Source organism: Natronospira bacteriovora (assembly GCF_030848495.1).
Lineage (GTDB): Bacteria > Pseudomonadota > Gammaproteobacteria > Natronospirales > Natronospiraceae > Natronospira > Natronospira bacteriovora.
Genome location: NZ_JAVDDT010000003.1, coordinates 293952 through 311126, shown reverse-complemented (window position 1 = coordinate 311126; position 17175 = coordinate 293952). Strand labels below are relative to the sequence as shown.

Annotated in this window: 15 protein-coding genes and 1 riboswitch; of the genes, 12 read left to right on the top strand and 3 right to left on the bottom strand. The window is 60.8% G+C overall.

Annotated features, from left to right (window positions below):
• The first annotated feature begins 28 nt into the window (after positions 1–28).
• Positions 29–171, top strand: a riboswitch (TPP riboswitch).
• A 66-nt stretch (positions 172–237) separates the two neighbouring features.
• The 8 genes from thiC (at position 238) to RBH19_RS06935 (ending at position 9068) form a co-directional block, all read left to right on the top strand.
• Positions 238–2118 carry a phosphomethylpyrimidine synthase ThiC gene (thiC, locus tag RBH19_RS06970; protein ID WP_306728106.1) on the top strand — a complete coding sequence of 627 codons (1881 nt, stop codon included), beginning with the start codon at positions 238–240 and terminating at the stop codon, positions 2116–2118.
• A gap of 66 nt (positions 2119–2184) precedes the next feature.
• Positions 2185–2607 (top strand): DUF2784 domain-containing protein, encoded by a 423-nt coding sequence (locus tag RBH19_RS06965; protein ID WP_306728105.1) that lies wholly within the window; start codon positions 2185–2187, stop codon positions 2605–2607.
• 103 nt (positions 2608–2710) lie between these two features.
• Positions 2711–3262, top strand: coding sequence for a hypothetical protein (locus tag RBH19_RS06960; protein ID WP_306728104.1), 552 nt, complete (start codon positions 2711–2713; stop codon positions 3260–3262).
• Positions 3263–3281: 19 nt separating this feature from the next.
• Positions 3282–5159, top strand: a complete 1878-nt coding sequence (locus tag RBH19_RS06955) for a serine protease (protein ID WP_306728103.1) — start codon at positions 3282–3284, stop codon at positions 5157–5159.
• Positions 5156–5647, top strand: coding sequence for a GNAT family N-acetyltransferase (locus RBH19_RS06950; protein ID WP_306728102.1), 492 nt, complete (start codon positions 5156–5158; stop codon positions 5645–5647). The genes RBH19_RS06955 and RBH19_RS06950 overlap by 4 nt, the downstream gene beginning before the upstream one ends.
• Before the next feature lie 70 nt (positions 5648–5717).
• Positions 5718–7046, top strand: a complete 1329-nt coding sequence (locus tag RBH19_RS06945) for a dicarboxylate/amino acid:cation symporter (RefSeq protein ID WP_306728101.1) — start codon at positions 5718–5720, stop codon at positions 7044–7046.
• An 82-nt stretch (positions 7047–7128) separates the two neighbouring features.
• Complete coding sequence (locus RBH19_RS06940) at positions 7129–8418, top strand: hypothetical protein (protein ID WP_306728100.1); 1290 nt, start codon at positions 7129–7131, stop codon at positions 8416–8418.
• Between the two features lie 323 nt (positions 8419–8741).
• Positions 8742–9068 carry a DUF3566 domain-containing protein gene (locus tag RBH19_RS06935; protein ID WP_306728099.1) on the top strand — a complete coding sequence of 109 codons (327 nt, stop codon included), beginning with the start codon at positions 8742–8744 and terminating at the stop codon, positions 9066–9068.
• Positions 9069–9075: 7 nt separating this feature from the next.
• Here RBH19_RS06935 and RBH19_RS06930 read toward each other — a convergent pair whose 3' ends face one another.
• Together RBH19_RS06930 and RBH19_RS06925 are read right to left on the bottom strand one after the other, a co-directional pair.
• A complete protein-coding gene (locus RBH19_RS06930; RefSeq protein ID WP_306728098.1) occupies positions 9076–10866 on the bottom strand; it encodes an ATP-binding protein in 1791 nt (596 codons plus the stop codon).
• Positions 10863–11678 carry a response regulator transcription factor gene (locus RBH19_RS06925; RefSeq protein ID WP_306728097.1) on the bottom strand — a complete coding sequence of 272 codons (816 nt, stop codon included), beginning with the start codon at positions 11676–11678 and terminating at the stop codon, positions 10863–10865. Before RBH19_RS06925 ends, RBH19_RS06930 begins: the two co-directional genes overlap by 4 nt.
• A gap of 337 nt (positions 11679–12015) precedes the next feature.
• On the opposite strand from RBH19_RS06925, the gene RBH19_RS06920 reads away from it, so the two are divergent.
• The 4 genes from RBH19_RS06920 (at position 12016) to RBH19_RS06905 (ending at position 16880) form a co-directional block, all read left to right on the top strand.
• Entirely contained in the window at positions 12016–13515 is a 1500-nt protein-coding gene (locus RBH19_RS06920) for a hypothetical protein (protein ID WP_306728096.1), read from the top strand.
• 3 nt (positions 13516–13518) lie between these two features.
• Complete coding sequence (locus RBH19_RS06915; protein ID WP_306728095.1) at positions 13519–14205, top strand: VWA domain-containing protein; 687 nt, start codon at positions 13519–13521, stop codon at positions 14203–14205.
• An 86-nt stretch (positions 14206–14291) separates the two neighbouring features.
• Positions 14292–15326 (top strand): T6SS phospholipase effector Tle1-like catalytic domain-containing protein, encoded by a 1035-nt coding sequence (locus tag RBH19_RS06910; protein WP_306728094.1) that lies wholly within the window; start codon positions 14292–14294, stop codon positions 15324–15326.
• A 183-nt stretch (positions 15327–15509) separates the two neighbouring features.
• The gene (locus RBH19_RS06905) at positions 15510–16880 is read left to right on the top strand and encodes a GGDEF domain-containing protein (protein WP_306728093.1); all 1371 of its coding nucleotides are present in this window, start codon (positions 15510–15512) and stop codon (positions 16878–16880) included.
• On the opposite strand, the gene RBH19_RS06900 is transcribed toward RBH19_RS06905, so the two are convergent.
• The gene (locus tag RBH19_RS06900) at positions 16872–17138 is read right to left on the bottom strand and encodes a DksA/TraR family C4-type zinc finger protein (RefSeq protein ID WP_306728092.1); all 267 of its coding nucleotides are present in this window, start codon (positions 17136–17138) and stop codon (positions 16872–16874) included. The two genes, RBH19_RS06905 and RBH19_RS06900, sit on opposite strands and share 9 nt — an antisense overlap.
• Between the last annotated feature and the right edge of the window lie 37 nt (positions 17139–17175).

Here is a 17175-nt window from a genome sequence, read left to right as displayed (position 1 = left end):
ATTCCGGAGCCGCCTGGTGCCACTCTGGCGCCGTCCATGGGGGTGTCCCAGCCGAGACCGAGGGTCTCGCCGGGGCTGAGAGACCGCAGGGGCCGCTGCCCGCGGCCAGCGCGGAAACCCCACGAACCTGATCCGGGTCATGCCGGCGCAGGGAATGGGAATGCCCGACACCCGGGCGAACAAGCCATTTCTGAGCCCCACCCGGATCTCCAATGCCGAATGACTGGAGGTCCGATCATGAGTGCCATTCCGAAAGATCTGAAAACCCGCACCGCCGAGCTGAAGGCGGAATCCACCCGACCCTTCCCCGGTTCCCGCAAGGTCTATATCCAGGGCAGTCGCGAGGACATCCGCGTGCCCATGCGGGCCATTTCCCAGGCCGACACACCCGCCCTGTTCGGGGTGGAAAAGAACCCGGACATCTTCGTCTACGACACCTCCGGCCCCTACACCGATCCCGAGGCCAGCATTGACCTGACCCGTGGCCTGCCGGCCCTGCGGGCCGCCTGGATCGAGGAGCGCGGGGACACCGAAGTGCTGGACAGGCTCAGCTCCGAGTACGGACGCAAGCGCCTGGAAGACGAACGCCTGGAAGGCCTGCGTTTCGACCACCGCCGGGCACCGCGTCGTGCAAAGGCCGGGGCCAATGTGACCCAGATGCATTACGCCCGGCGCGGCATCATCACGCCGGAGATGGAGTACGTGGCCATCCGAGAGAACATGAAACGGGCCGAGCTGGCGGAATCCGGCCTCGGCCAGCAGCACCCTGGCCAGAGCTTCGGCGCTGCCATCCCGGCGGAGATCACGCCGGAGTTCGTGCGTGAGGAGATTGCCCGCGGCCGGGCCATCATTCCCAACAACATCAATCACCCCGAATCCGAGCCCATGGCCATTGGCCGCAATTTCCTGGTCAAGATCAACGCCAACATGGGGACCTCGGCCGTGACTTCTTCCATCGCCGAGGAAGTGGAAAAGATGGTCTGGTCGGCCCGATGGGGGGCGGACACCATCATGGACCTGTCCACCGGCAAGAACATCCATGAAACCCGCGAGTGGATCATTCGCAATTCACCGGTACCGGTGGGCACGGTGCCTATCTATCAGGCACTGGAAAAGGTCAATGGCGAGGCCGAGGCCCTGACCTGGGAAATCTTCCGCGACACCCTGATTGAACAGGCCGAGCAGGGGGTGGATTACTTCACCATCCATGCCGGCGTGCGTCTGCCCTACGTGCCCATGACCGCCAAGCGGCGCACCGGCATCGTCAGCCGGGGTGGTTCCATCATGGCCAAGTGGTGTCTGGCTCATCACCGGGAGAGTTTCCTCTACGAGCACTTCGAGGAAATCTGCGACATCATGAAGGCCTATGACGTGGCTTTCTCCCTGGGTGACGGCCTGCGTCCGGGCTCCATCGAGGACGCCAATGACGAGGCCCAGTTCGCCGAGCTGGAGACCCTGGGTGAGCTGACCAGGATTGCCTGGGAGCATGATTGCCAGGTGATGATCGAGGGGCCGGGGCATGTGCCCATGCAGCTGATCAAGGAGAACATGGACAAGCAGCTGGAGCACTGTGGCGAGGCCCCCTTCTACACTCTGGGGCCGCTGACCACCGACATTGCCCCGGGCTACGATCACATCACCTCCGGCATCGGTGCGGCCATGATCGGCTGGTATGGCACCGCCATGCTCTGCTATGTCACGCCCAAGGAACACCTGGGCCTGCCCAATCGGGAAGACGTGCGCGAAGGCATCATCACCTATCGCATCGCTGCCCATGCGGCGGACCTGGCCAAGGGCCATCCCGGTGCCCAGGTGCGTGACAATGCCCTGTCCAAGGCGCGCTTCGAGTTCCGTTGGGAAGACCAGTTCAATCTGGGCCTGGATCCGGAAAAGGCGCGGGAGTATCACGACGAAACCCTGCCCAAGGATTCCGCCAAGGTGGCTCATTTCTGTTCCATGTGCGGGCCGAAGTTCTGCTCCATGCGCATCAGTCAGGAAGTGCGTGAATACGCCGACGAAAAGGGCCTCAACGACGCCGGCAGCGCCCTGGAAGAGGGCATGAAGGAAAAGGCCGAGGAATTCCGCCAGACCGGTGGTGATCTTTACCGCAAGGCCTGAGGAACCTCTGATTGATCAGAGCTTCCCTGACTTGACCCCCGTTCATGGCCCCGGCAGATTGGGGCCATGAGCGGGAGCGTCTACCAGCAAATTCCGGCCCCGGCCCTGGTGGCCGACGGTATCCTGCTGCTGCATGCCCTGATCGTCGCCTTCGTGATCGTCGGCCAGCTGTTGTTCATGATTGGCGGCTGGCGGGGCTGGGACTGGGTGCGGCGTTTCTGGCTGCGCCTGACCCACCTGGGCCTGATCGCCTATGTGACCCTGCAGGCCTGGCTGGGTGAGCTCTGCCCCCTGACCGTCTGGGAGCATGAGCTGCGGCGGGTGGCCGGGCAGTCCCCCCATGGTCAGGCCTTCCTCGAATACTGGCTGGGCCGCCTGATCTATTACGATTTGCCGGCCTGGGTGTTTCTCCTTGCTTACACGGTATTTGCCCTGCTGGTGCTGGTGACCTGGTGGTGGATTCCGCCTTATCGACGCGGTTCAGTCTGAGAGCCCGCCTTGTGAGCCTGGCCTTCCGCAGCTATTCTCAATCATTGGGGGCCGGGTATTCGATTCCCGCCTGGCCGGTTTATCGTGATTGAGGGAAACCACTGTGAATTCACGCCTGCTTTTCCCCGCCTTCCTGTTGTTGCTCATTTTGCTGAACGCTGCCTGTAACGGGACACGTGTCGCGGAATCGCCACCCGCTGCCACAAGCCCTCATTTGATCGAGCTGCCCCCCTTGACGGCGGAAGAGCGCGAGGCGTTGACGGCCGGTGACAAGCTGGAAGCAGAGCCACCGCTGGCGGGTATTGGCCGCAAGGTGCCGGAGGGGCAACAGCTGATCGATCTGGCTACTCTTGAATGGACCCGGAAAGGCGATCACCGAACGAGCCGTTTCGCGGTGCGTTCGCCCGGCGCTTCGGGGCTCCGTCTCGGGCTGAAGTTGCTGAATGGTCGGGACTGCGGATTGCAACTTCGTTTTGCCGGCGAGGGCGAGCAGCCCGGAGAAGCCATCAGCGCCTACATGTTGAGGAATGAACAGAATATCTGGTGGTCGCCAGTGACACAGGGGGAAGTCAGTCAGGTATGGCTGACTCATGCAGGGAAGTTCAGTCTGGAAGGCTGCGCAATCCGTGTTGAAATGATCTCTCACCTTTATTGATTTTTTGGGGGTATGAATAATGAAAACCTTGCCCGTCCTTCCCAGGCTTTCCCTGACCGCGACACTGGTGCTTACGTTGCTAATGTCCACGGCCTTTGCCGGTATCAATGTGGACAGTCATCGACCGTCTTCCACCGGAGCCCCGGAGCAAACCCATGATTTGCGAAAGACGCCGGAGCCTGATTTGATCCAGCACCTACGTCTGGATCCAGTGGCAGACGATGAAATTCGGGCCCTCCTGGAGCGAAACCAGCAGCAGAAACGGCTGGAAATCGGTCTTTCCAGAGAACTCGCTCACGGCACCTTCGACCTGCCAAGTCTGCATTGGTCACGTCTGGAGGACGGCGGTCGCGTTGCCCATGTTGTTCTGCATTCGCCCCAGGCCAGTGCCTTGCGGGCAGGTCTTCGGCCTCGAGGCCTCCCCAAGGGCAGCGAAATCCGTTTCTTTGCCGCCGATCGCAGCGACCAGGTCAGTGAGACGTATGGTGCGAATCGGATGAGCATGCTCGCCAATCAGGAGACCGAGCTCTACTGGTCGCCGGTAATGCATGGGGAGCGATTGGGCATGGAACTGTATCTGCCGGCGGAGGCACCGTTGGCCGGACACTCATTGATGATTCCTCGTCTCTCCCATTTGCTGACGTCCGCCGAAAAAGGGTTTCAGCTGAAAAACCTCGGTCAGCTTGGCAATTCCGGTGCCTGCAATGTCGATGTGAACTGTGAAGAGGATGCGGACTGGCGGGAGACGGGTGAAAGTGTGGCCAAGTATTTTTTCACCACTTCAAGCGGTTCCACGTCCATGTGCACCGGAACCCTGCTCAATGACACCGATAGCAGCGAGACGCCCTGGTTTCTGACGGCAAACCATTGCGTGGACAACCAGAATGCGGCTTCCAGCATGGTGACCTATTGGTTTTTCCAGCGAGAAGAGTGCGGCGGTGCGGATCCCACTTCGGTGATTTCCCGCAATAATGGTGCCAATCTGCTCGCCACCGGCACGAATACCGACTTTACCCTGGTTCAGTTGAATGACACACCGCCTGATGGTGTGGTGTTCGCCGGATGGTCCACCACCATGCCGCCGCTGGGCGACATCGTCACAGCCATTCATCATCCGAGTGGTGATATCAAGAAGATCAGCTTTGGGGACGTGCAGGGGTATAGCGGCTATGGGGGTTCCGGCAATGATCCGGAGGCGGATTATCTTCGCGTGATCTGGTCTTTGAGTGGTACCACGGAGCCGGGCAGCAGTGGTTCGGCCCTTTTCGCGGATGACTATCGGGTAATCGGCAATCTCCATGGTGGTGCCGCCGCCTGCAGTGGCGATCAGGATAATGGGCTGCCGGACTGGTACGGGCGTTTCGACTACAGCCATAACTGTCTGGCCGACTGGCTGGGCGGTGAGCCGGGTGGTGAGTGTGAGGAGGATGACCTGGTAGAGCCACCGGAGCGTGGCGAGGTAAGGTCCCTTGAAAGTGGTGTCAGCCGTTCCGGCAGTGTGGTTCAGGGTGAATGGTCGGATTACAGTATCGAGGTGTCTTCCGGTACGTCCAGGCTGACGGTCCGCCTCAATGAACTGACGGCGGATGGTGACCTGTACGTGCGCCGTGGCAACCTGCCCCAGTCGTCCAGTTTTGATTGCCGTCCCTTCCTTGGAGGAACCAGCGAAGAGACCTGCGAATTCGATAACCCGCAGTCCGGCACCTGGTACGTCAGCGTGCACGGCTATGAAGCCACTAGCTATACAGTACGTGCAACAGTGAGCAGCGGCGGTGGTGGCAGCAGTAGCGGCTGCAGTCTGGCGCAAACGACTCGACCCGACCCCTTGCTCTGGCTGCTGTTGGGCCTGGCCGGCCTGGCCGTGTTGGCCCGGCGGCGTCACTCGGGAGGCGCATGAGGCTGCGGGATGCCAGACTGGATGATCTTGGTGCCATTCTCAGCCTCAACCGGGAATGGGAGCACTTCCTCAGCCCGCTGGACTCCGAGCGCCTGGCGCGGCTTCACGGCATGGCCGCCTATCATCGTGTGATCACGGAAGCGGAGGGGAAGGCGGTACTCGCCTTCCTCCTCGCCTTCCGTGAGGGGGCGGACTATGACAGCAGCAACTACGCCTGGTTTACCCGCCGCTATGATCATTTCCTCTATGTGGATCGCCTGGTGGTGGCTACGGCGGCCCAGGGAACAGGGCTTGGCAGCCAGCTTTACGAAGATCTCTTTTCCCAGGCACTGAATCGCGGCATTGATCATGTCTGCTGCGAATTCGACCTCAATCCGCCCAACCCCCGTTCCCGCGCCTTTCATGAGAGCTTCGGCTTCGAGGAAGTGGGCAGCCGTCAGGACAGTCGCACCGGCAAGCGCGTGTCCATGCGCCTGCTGAGGCTTTGAGCCCGGTTTTCCAGATCGCCGCCACAATGTCTATGCTGATAGGCAGGCTTTCCTTCGGAATCGTGACAGTATGAGCGAAACCATCAGCGGCGCTTCACTCAGTCCGGTACATCGTCTTGCCGGCCGCCTCAAGGGCCTGCTTCGCAGTCATCTCTGGGCCAAGGTGATGCTGGCCATGTTTCTCGGCATCGCCACGGGCCTGGTTCTGGGTCCGGATGCCGGGCTGGTCGATCCTGGCATGGCCGCCTTGATCACCAACTGGCTGGCACTGCCCGGTTATGTCTTCCTGGCACTGATCCAGATGATCGTGATTCCGCTGGTGGTGGCCTCCATCATTCTCGGCATGGCCTCCAGCGAGAGCATGGAGTCCCTGCGCAGTGTGGGGCTGCGGGCCGCTGCCTTCTTCGTCGTCACCACCTTGGCGGCGGTGCTGATCGGCATGGCGGTGGCGCTCAGCATTCAGCCCGGCCTCTACATGGATGCTGCCAGCATCCAGGCGGAACTGCGTCCCGTGCCGGAGAATGCCGAAACCATTCCGGCGCCAGGCCTGGCACGCCAGGATCTGCCCTCTCGCCTGAGCGAAATGATTCCGGCCAACCCGCTCAAGGCGGGTCTGGAACAGAACATGATGCAGGTGGTGGTGTTCGCCATTCTCATTGGCGTGGCCCTGGTCAGCCTGCCCCCGAAGCACCAGCGCCCGCTGCTGGAACTGCTGGCTTCGGTGCAGGAAATCACCATGGTGGTGGTGCGCTGGGCCATGATCATCGTGCCCTTTGCCGTTTTCGGTTTGCTGGCTCAGATCACCACGCGGCTGGGCCTGGATGCCCTGTTCGGCATGGGGCTTTATGTCCTGACCGTCATCGTCGGTCTCCTGCTGGTGCTGTTGATGTATCTGGCCATCTATCGCATCCGCACCGGCCGTTCATCGCGCCTGTTCCTGAGAAACATTCGCGACGCCCAGTTGCTTGCCTTCTCCACTTCCAGCTCGGCGGCGGTCATGCCATTGACCATGCAGACGGCCGAAGCGCGCCTGGGGGTCAGCGCGGCGACGACCCGTTTCGTCATTCCCCTGGGCACCACCATCAACATGGCCGGTACCGCCCTTTACCAGATGGTGGCCACCCTGTTCCTGGCCCAGGTATTCGGTGTCGACATCGGTCTGGCCGGCCTGCTGCTGGTGGTATTCCTCGCCGTGGGTGCCTCCATCGGTTCACCGGGCACCCCCGGCATCGGCATCGTCATCCTCGCCATGCTGCTGGGCAGCGTGGGTATTCCGGCGTCGGGCATCGCCCTCATCATCGGTGTGGACCGCATACTGGACATGTGCCGCACCACGGTGAATGTCACCGGCGACCTGGTGGCGGCCAGCGTCCTTGATAATCCCCCGCCACCGGCGTAGGTTTACAGTTACAAGCAGCCTCATTGCCGGCCAGGCGGCTAGGCCAGGGGTGAAAACAACGAATAAGTGACAGGGATCCGTTATGAAGAAACCTTTCTTGTGCACCCCCGTACTCGCCAGCCTCCTTCTGCTTGCCGCTTGTTTCAGCGACGATGATGCCAGTCATTTCACCGAAGTCGCTTCGGATGAGGCATCCATAACCTTCGGCAGCGATGGCGGTGACCGGGTCTATCATCTGGCTGCGCGCCCGGATGGCGGCTTCGTGGTGGCTGGAACCAGTGAACCGCGTCAACACCACTATAATTTCGGAGCCCCGGGGCTTCAGTTTCTCCGGGCTTACGATGATCGCATGCAACCCCTGTGGACCCGCTTTCCCTTTTCCCAAGTGGATGAGGATATCCACAGATCCATGGCAGGCCTGGAAGTACTGGCGAACGGGCAGGTCATTACTCTCTATCACGATGTGGACGTACGCACTGACTATCTTGAGCAAGGCAACAGCCGGGGGCGGGTGCTTCACTTCGATGCCAACGGCGATTTGTTGAGGGAATGGGATGTCGCCTCGGAGAACGCTGACTTTCAGCCGATCGGCATGGCCGTTGCCCACGATGACCGTTTGTATATTGCCGGTGCGGACGGAGTGAATTCCCTTGAGCGTGGGTCGGAATTCTATGGGCAGAACTCGCGCCACTATCATGGGACTGTGCCGATCCTGACAGCCTATCAGCTTGATGGTGAGCGGCTCTGGTATCGACGATTCATCGACGAAGACAGCGAAGAACCCTTCATGACCTGGGACACTGCGGCCTTGACTGTGTTGCCTTCAGGCGATGTGGCCGTCAATGTGCGCCAGGTGCTGGTTGAAGACTGGGATGGGGAAGAGTTGGCGCTGTCAGAGTTCGATCGTCTCAGTATTGTGGGATCCGACAACGAACTCCGGGAGCAGATGATTTTCGAATCAGGCGAGTTGTTTCGTTCCATTACCAGCGATGCGGCCGGAAACATTCTTATCGGTGTGCAGACGCAGCGTTACGCCAAGACCTATGAGCTTCGAAAGTTCACTTCTGGCGGCGATGTTCTCCGTGAGAACGCTTTTGATGACGGCGGCTTTATGGAATGGATCATGAAGAATGATCCTCTGGGTGAGGGCTACGCGATTGCTGCCCAGGGCGGCTCAAGCAGTGAGTGGCGGGGAGTAATCAAGGAGCTGGACAGGGATCTGCTTCTGTTCAGGGAAACGGAGCTGCCATTGGACATCGACTCAATGGATGTGAACGCTGACGGTGTCGCCTTTGTTGTCGGCATTTACTGGGGCCGGGAGAGGGGCTGGATCCGCGTGATTCGTCATGAACTGGGTCAAAGGGATCACTAGAGGAGCGGTTGCCTGGCCGAGGGGGAGCTGAAACGCTCCCCCGTTCCTCCGTTTCCACGTTCAGATTCTCGTCCAGACCAGCCTGACCACTGTCGATGCGTCGTTGCGCCGTCGGCTGTTGTACCTCCAATTCCACGATGTTGATGCCCTTTGCTTGAAGAGCGGCATCGTCATCCTGGTTATGTGGCTGATCTTTCGCTTCACGCGCCGCCCCGGCCTGGAATCCATCTTCAGACTTTTGCATAATAAAACAATGCCCGAACGGGTAATTGGGGATCGTACCACCACTCAATCAAGCTACCGGATTAAAGGGGGGGGGAAGCATGCGTGTAGCCATTGATCGAATTTCGCCACTGTCGCTGGGCGTTCTGTTGTCGGTCTTGCATTTCTTGTTCAGTTTTTTTGCCGCAATCGGAATCATCGTCAGTGCGTACTGGGTGGAGATGTCAACGACCGCAAATACGCAGGTTCACTTCGAAGCCTATTTTTTGGAAACCAGCTCCATGCTGATCGGCGTCTTCATTATGCCCTTGCTGGCTGCCGTGATTGGGTTTCTTGTCGGCGCGGTGATCGCTTTTGTCTACAACCTGGTTGCCGGCATCGTCGGGGGTCTGGAAATCGACATGCGTCGGGTTGACCCGCGGCCCTAATAGGGGCTTATCGCAAGGGGTGGCCAAAGCGCTGTTCCAGGCGCTCCACTTCGGCATCCATGTCTTCTTCCAGAGCCGTTTCTCCGCTGTCCAGACGATGTTGGGCGGTGGGGATCCGAACTTCGAATTCCACGCCGTTGATGTTCAGCGGCTCGAAGGTCAGTCGCGGGTTTCGGCGTCGTGCCTGGTAGCTGATGCGCCAATGGGGTCTTTCCGGGTGGGCAGGGTCCGGGAAATCCTGCTTGCCCTTGCCCTCGAAGCCACTCAGGCGCCGGGGCTGGGGGCTGTGATCCGCGCTGACGTCGATGTGCCGGGCCGGGCCGGGCAGCGTCCAGCCCTGGCTGTCCCGTGTTGTCGGATCGCCAGTTTCTGCCCGGCATTCCACTTTCTCGTCATCGGCCTCATCCACAAGGCAGACGGGTCGCCCATCCTGCACCATCACTTCCGCCGTATGGGTCAGGGTCTGGCCATTCTCCAGTTCGATGTCCAGCTGGTAACGGGCATCCACGTTGTGAATGTTGCGAACATGGATGTGACCTTCGTAGGCCTTGACGATTTCGTTGACGAAATACAAGCCCAGCCCCCGACCATGATGGTCACGACTGCGCCGTGTCGAGTAGCCCAGCTGGAAGAGTCGTTCCCGATCATCTTCCTGAATATGGGGGCCACGGTTATAGACACGGAAGACGGTCTGACCCTGTGTCTCTTCCAGGCTGAAGCTGATGTTGGGGATGCCCCGCTTGCTGCTGTGCTTGCGAGAAAAGAACTGGGCATTCTTGAGCAGATTGTCCAGTAGCAGCACCAGATGATTTTCATTGCCCAGAAGTTCGCCCGCAGCGCCGAGCCGGACGTGCCATTGCTCATCGTCGAGTGCATAGACAGAGGATAAGGCCGGCGGCCGATCCGTTGCCCCATCACCGTCGTCCGGGTGTTGGCGAGTCGCCGTATCCTCGCTGTCCGCGGCGGGTGGTGTCGTGGTGGTCAGTGGCGGTGGGTCGGGGCGAACCAGGCCAAGGGCCCGCCAGGCGGCATGCCGTGGATCGAAGGTTGGTTCATAGGGCAGTTCATTGTCCGAATCCGGGTTGAGCAGGCGCTGGCAGTAATGTTCTTCGCATTCACACAGAAGGTTGCCGATGTGCAAGGCAAGATTGTCTGCCGTGGACAGATCCAGCAGATCCCAGAGATAGCGCATGGCCGCCAGGGCGTTGTCGAAGTCGTTCAGCGAGTCATCCCGCATTTTCCCTTGCTCATTGGCCGTGCCTGCCGTTTCGACTGACTGGCCGCGGGCCTGTTCGGCCGCTCGAAGCAGGGCAGTTTGTACCTTGTCGAAACTGATCACCCCGTTATGACGGACCTCGGCCGCAATGCCTTTGAAGTGCAGGAATTTCTCGTCGTACTCGATGTACTCCAGCAGTTTGTCGCTGATGAACAGTTTGAGTTTGTCGGCATGGCCCGAGTAGGTGTGGGCCTTGATCTGCAGATCCCGATTGCGGTTCCAGAGTTCATCCATCTGCTCATTGACTCGTTTGAGATCCCGCTTCTGGAGTGAGGCGCGATGCTGAAAGCGGCGCAAATCGAACAGCATGAGCAGGATGAAGATTGCGAGCAGGCTGAACATGGCTTCCTGACTGAACAGGATCCCGGGTACCTGGTAGAAGGACTGCAGTTCCGGATCCGTGAAGAACAGAAACCAGGTGGCTACTGCCAGCGCCGCCAATGCGCTGGGCCATGGGAAGCGGGGATGCCTTACACGGATGCGAGGGGCGCGTTCATGCCCGCGTGGCCCGAGGGGATTCATGCCGTGCCTCCCTTTGTGTTCACCGGCTTCCAGCAGTAGGCCCCCTCGTCACCGAAGGTCACGATCCCTTGCCCCTCGCGGCACAGGCGCTGGAAGTGGCCCTCGTCGCCCATGGCCTGGTCGAAGGCCCGGCGCAGCGTGCGGATGTGCTGGCGATAGCTGGCGTAGGAAAAGCGTTCGGGGTCGGCATCAAGCCAGTCGGCCATCTGTCCGGTGGAAACCGGGCGTGGCGAGGCCTCCACCAGGAAGCGGAGAATCTTGCGGGGCATGGGGGCGAGAGGGCGTCTGGGGTTGGCCGGGTTCATGAGTTTGACGCCCCGCCAGTAGATGTCCCAGGTGGCGGTATCGATGGTGAGCTCACCGCTTTCCAGGCGGTCGCTGCCCTGCTCGCCGCCGGTCTGGCGCATGGCCTCCTCACGCAGCACGGAGCGGATGCGCCAGCACAGTACCTGTTCCACATTGCGCTGATGCTTGGCGATGAAATCCCGGGCGCCGGTGCCCTCGAAAGCTTCCTGCTCGATGCCCGTGCCGGCATGTTCGGAGAGGTAAATGATGGGCAGGCCGGGCCATTTGCGATTCAGGGTCCGGGAGACGGAAAAGCCGGCCGCATCATTGCCGTTCATGTGGGCATCGATCAGGGCGATGTCGGGACGGTCCGCTTCGGCGGCCAGCTTGATGTGCTGACAGGCCGCCTCGGCAAACTTGAAGATCTGCATTTCGGTGGGGGAGGCGTCAAAAGCCTCCCCTTCCAGTACGGGCTGGAATTTCTCGACCCAGTGCGTCTGGTCTTCGACCCAGAAAATGCGCGCCATGCATGGAGTCTAGCACGCCGGCGGTGGCCCTCCCGCCGAATCACCGCTCTGGAAAGGGTCTTGGTGGCCCTGACCAGAACCGTGGGAAACAGGGATGTTTCCCACGAGCCTACAGGGACGTATTCACGGCGTGTTCTGGTCAGGGCCACCAAGACCCGCCCCGGCACCCACGCCCGAATTCCCTCCCCGCTTTTCCGCGAACAACCTTTTTTGCACTCCACTGTTTCTGTTCACAGATTTTTCACCACCGTTGCCGACACTGCATGACAGGCGGGCAGCTGCTCCCTGGGCCTGGCTGCCAGACCCTTCAAGGACACCGGACAACGAGGTGAACACAATGATGACTGACATGCTGTATATCTGGTCAGACTCGCCGGCCGTCTCGGTCGCGGTCTGGCTGCTGATTGCCATCGTACTCCTGTACTTTGGCCGTCCCCACGCCCATCAGCTGCTGCGCAGCACCGGACGTGCCATCAACCACAGCCTGCGCCTGGGCGCGGCCAGCATCCGCCAACTGGAAGAGCGGGTGAGCCGGCGCAACCGGGACGTGCTTCTGGCCATGGGCCGGGAGGAGGCCGAGAAGACCATCGAGCGGGAGTTCGAACGGGTGGGCGCCATCGTTGCCCGTGACCTGGGCGAATACCCGGCCCTGCACCGAAAGCTCAGCGATGTGCTGGAGAAAGTGGAGGCCGATTACCGCAAGACCACGGCCGAAGCCCCCCTGCCACCGGAGTGGTCGGAAGTGGTCTCCACCATTTCCTCTCTGCCGAAATCCGGCGATCCGGCGGTCACCAAGGTGCTGGAAAACCTCAAGAGCGTGGTGGAGAAATCCCACCAGCAGAGCCTGAAGGCCTACCAGAAAACCATGGCCGACCGGCACAAGCTGCTGCACGGCATGCAGGGTGACTGGCGCAAGCTCAGCCAGTCAATGGAAAAGGTGGAAAAGTCGGTTACCGGTCTGGAAGAACAGACCAAAACCATCGACCGCCACATGGCCAATTACGAAAGCATGCGCAAGGGCGAGGACAAGGCCGTCAATGCCCTGATGGCTTCATCCATTACCCAGTTCTTCATTGCCGCGCTGGTGCTGGTGATCGCCGCTTTCGGTGGCCTGATCAACTTTCATCTGATTGCCCTGCCCATGTCCGAAATGGTGGGCGGTGCCAGTTATGTGGGCACCGTGCGTATCTCCGATGTGGCGGCGCTGGTGATCATCCTGCTGGAAATCTCCATGGGGATATTTCTGCTGGAGTCACTTCGCATCACCCGGCTGTTTCCCATCATCGGGCGTCTCGATGACCGCATGCGCAAGCGCATGGCCATTGCAGCTTTCACCCTGCTGGTCATCTTCGCCAGCATCGAGGCCTCCCTGGCCTATATGCGCGATCTGCTGGCGCTGGATCGGGAAGCCCTGACGCAGACCCTGGCGGGGGCCGAGGTGGCCGAGGCGCAGTTCCGCTGGATTCCCTCCCTTGCGCAGCTGTTCCTGGGTTTCTTCCTGCCCTTTGCCCTGGCCTTCGTGGCCATTCCCCTGGAAGCCTTCGTGCATTCCGCGCGCACGGTGCTGGGATTGCTGGTGCTGGGCCTGCTGCGGGCGGTTCGCGTGGCCGTGCGTATCAGCGGCGCCGCGGCCAATCATCTCTCCAAGATGCTGGTCAGCCTGTATGACCTGTTCATCATGGTGCCGCTCGGCATTGAACGCCTGGTGCGACAACACCGGGATGACAGCGCCCGCCATCGTGCCCACTACGGCGATTCCACGTCGAAGAAGAAGGGCAAGTCGGCGCGTCGCGATGATGACAACGCCGATGTGGCGCTCAAACCCAAGGAGGCCTGAACCATGTGGCACATCAATTCAATCCAGTCCGGCCGGCGCGTCTTCGCGCTGGCCGTGGCCATGACGCTGCTCGCCGTGATGGTGGGCTGCGGCGAACCGCGTAACAACAGTCGGGCCGTGGTGGTGTTGATCGACATACATGGAGACTACGCCTCGGAGATGGAGCAGGCTCGCAGCCTGACCAACTTCCTGCTGGCAACGCTCAACAGTGGAGACTCCATCGCCATCGCCTTCATCGACAATTCCAGCTTTACCGAGCGCAACTACATCGTTCGGGCGGATTTCGATCATCGGCCCAGTGTCACCACGGCGCAGAAGCGCCAGGTGCGCAAGGAGCTGGATGCATTCCTGGAGCGATTCCGCGTCCCCAGTGCCCACAGTGACATTACAGGCGGCATCCTGCTGGCCAGTGATTATCTTCGGGAGAGCGACGCCGGGCATCGCACCCTGTTCATCCTGTCGGACCTGCAGGAAGACCTGATGCCCGGCATGAAGCGTGATCTGCCCCTGGGGCTCGACGACGTGCAGGTCGTGGCGGTGAATGTCACCCGACTGCGAGGCGACAACTACGATCCGGCGGCCTATCAGGCCCGTCTCCTGCACTGGCAGGAACGGGTGGAGTCCAGCGGCGGTCGCTGGCGGGTGGCCAATGATCTCTCCCGCCTGGAGCAGATGGCCCTGATGCAGTAACGCCTTCGAAACCGGCAGCCGCCTGCTAGAATCAGTGGCAGGCGGCTGCCTTGCCGTTTCGGTCTGCTGTGCAGGGAGGGGAGGGCATGACGAAAAGGATCGTGGTCTGCTGTGACGGGACGTGGAACCGGCCGGAAGAGGACGTGGAAACCGATGTGCCCAGCAATGTGCTGCGCATGGCCCGGGCGATTCAGCCGAGGGATGAGGCCGGCGATGATCAGCAGGTGTTCTATGACTGGGGCGTGGGTTCCTACTACGCCCGGGTCAGCGGTGGTGCCACCGGCCGGGGCATTCACAAGAACATCATGGATGCCTACCGCTACATTGTTCAGAACTACAGCCCCGGTGCCCGAATCTACCTCTTTGGCTTCAGCCGTGGCGCCTATACGGTGCGCAGCCTTTGCGGTCTGATCAATAACTGCGGCATCCTCAAGCGTCCGGATGCACCCTTGATCGAGGCCGCCTTTCGCCACTACAAGAAGACCAGCCCGAAATTTTCACCGGGCGGTGAGGCTTCCCTGGAATTCCGCTCACGCCATTCCCATGAATCACGGGAAATCCATTTCGTCGGTGTCTGGGATACCGTGGGTGCCCTGGGTGTACCTTTCTCCGTCCTGGGCCTGTTCGACCGCACGGATGAGTTCTACGACACCAAACTGGGCAGCAATGTGCGGGTTGCACGCCATGCCCTCGCCATCGACGAAACTCGCGAAGATTTTGAACCCACCTTGTGGGAACCACGGCAAGGTCTCGATCTGCGACAGGTCTGGTTTGCCGGTGTGCATGCGGATGTGGGTGGCGGTTATGCGCCGGACGGAAAAGGTCGCCTGGCCTCGGATTATCCCTTGCAATGGATGATGGATGAGGCCGGCCAGGCCGGGCTGCAACTGGAACCGCATCTGTCCGACAGCCTGAGGCCCTCCGTCGATGCGCCCCTGCACCGTTCCCGGCGTCATATCTATCGACTGCGTCGTCGCTATCAGCGCCCCATCCAGATGGAAGGCAAGCCGTTGATGATTCACCGCTCGGTGAGGGAACGGTGGGAAGCCGACTCCGATTATCGACCGCCGAAGCTGAAAGCCTATCTCGACGCATATGGCTGGCCTGCCCACCTGGCCTGATGGCATGACTTGGGAGGAATGTCCCGTTCCCTGTTGTCCCGTTTTTCCGTTTCCTCCAGACGGTGACCCTTTGTGGATCAATGGCAGGTAATCCGAGTTCGTTCGAATTGCGGCACCCGTCAGGCTGGGTTAGATTGCCAGTTGTCCCCAAGGGTGTAGGGAAGAGGAGGGCAGGGAACGGTGGTGGAATCGAAGCGAAACTGGCTGGATGCCCGCCTAGTCCTGCTCGAGCGGCTGCTCAGCCGTCACGGCCTTCCGGTCTATCCGATTTATTCCCTTGCTCTTTTCATCCTGGCGCTTGCGCTTGTCTACCGGCAGCGTGATGGCTTGCTGTTGGCTGTGCAATCTCTGGGCGGGCTGGACAGCGTTCTGGCCATCATGCTGTGCGTGGGCATTCTCCTGCTCGGCTTTCCCTGGTCACGCCTTGGCTATGCCTCCTTTGATCGCATTACCCAGGCCGGCCTGCTCTGGTTTGTCGGGCCGGCGGCATCGGCTGTTTTCAATGGCATTGCCTCGCTGGTCTTTCCCTTCTTCATTCGTCGCCGTACCGGTTTCAGTGTTCGTGCGGCGCTGATTCGCGCCATTCACAATGTGGGCATGATCATGCTCATGATCCTGGCAGGCGGGCTGGCCTTCTCCCTGGCAGGGGGCTCCTATCCCGTCACGGGCCTGAGGTCGGATGTGGTCTTTCCGGTGGCCTGCACCATTCTGGCCATGCAGCTCAGCAACGGATTTCTGTTGCGGGTGCGCCTGGCCCTGGAAGAGGGTCGCCTCCGTCTGCCGGTGGATGTCTTCTCCAATGCCCTGGAGACGGCGGCTTCTCTGATCGGGCTTCTGACGGCCGTCATCGTCACTACCACGGAGCGCCCGGTCTCATTGTCTTACCTGTTCGTCATGCTGGCCATGATCTACCTGGTAAAACGCTTGAGTGACAGCCGTTACAGGCTTGAGGAAAAGGTGCGTGAGCGCACGGCCCATATCCAGGCCCAGAACCAGCGCCTGGAAGAGGCGCAGACCAAGCAACGAGCGCTGGTCCGGCGGCTGGAGAAGCTCAGCCGCGAGGATGAACTGACCGGCTTGAGCAATCGGCGGGAACTGAACCAGCTCATGAGGCAGGAGCGGGATCGGGCCTTGCGATATCAGGGTGAGCTGAGTCTGGCGCTCATCGATGTGGATCATTTCAAGCGTGTCAATGACGCTCATTCCCACCAGGTGGGTGATGAGGTGTTGTGCACGATCGCACGCCTGCTGGAAGCGGAAGTGCGGGGTACGGATCACCTGGGCCGATGGGGTGGGGAGGAGTTTCTGGTGGTGCTGCCCAATACGGGGCTGACAGGCGCCATGCGTGTGGTGGAGCGCATGCGCAAGGTGATCGACCGTCACGACTGGCAGGACGTGGTGCCGGATCTGGCCCTGAGCATCAGTGCGGGCGTGGCGGAAATGGATGCAGACGGCGATCTGGAACGGCTGTTCCGGTCAGCGGATACCCGCCTGTATATTGCGAAACGGCAGGGAAGGAACCAGGTAGTTGCCGGTGACGAGACCTCAGCGTAGCTGACTGTCCTTGCTGCCACGACGATTGAACAGGGCCGCGCCCCGCTCATCGTCGTCACGCTCGCTCTGGCAGGGTACGCAGAGTCGAACCCCGGGAATGGCTTCACGGCGGGCCTGGGGAATCGGATCCCCGCATTCCTCGCAATGGCTCAGGCTTTCTCCCCTGGGCAGACGGCTCCGGACCCGGCGCACGGCATCCTCGACCGTATCGTCGATCTGTTCCTGTACCGCATCGTCTCTGGCCCAGCCACCCGCCATGGTTACTCCCTCCGTTCTGCCGTATCCATTTTACGCC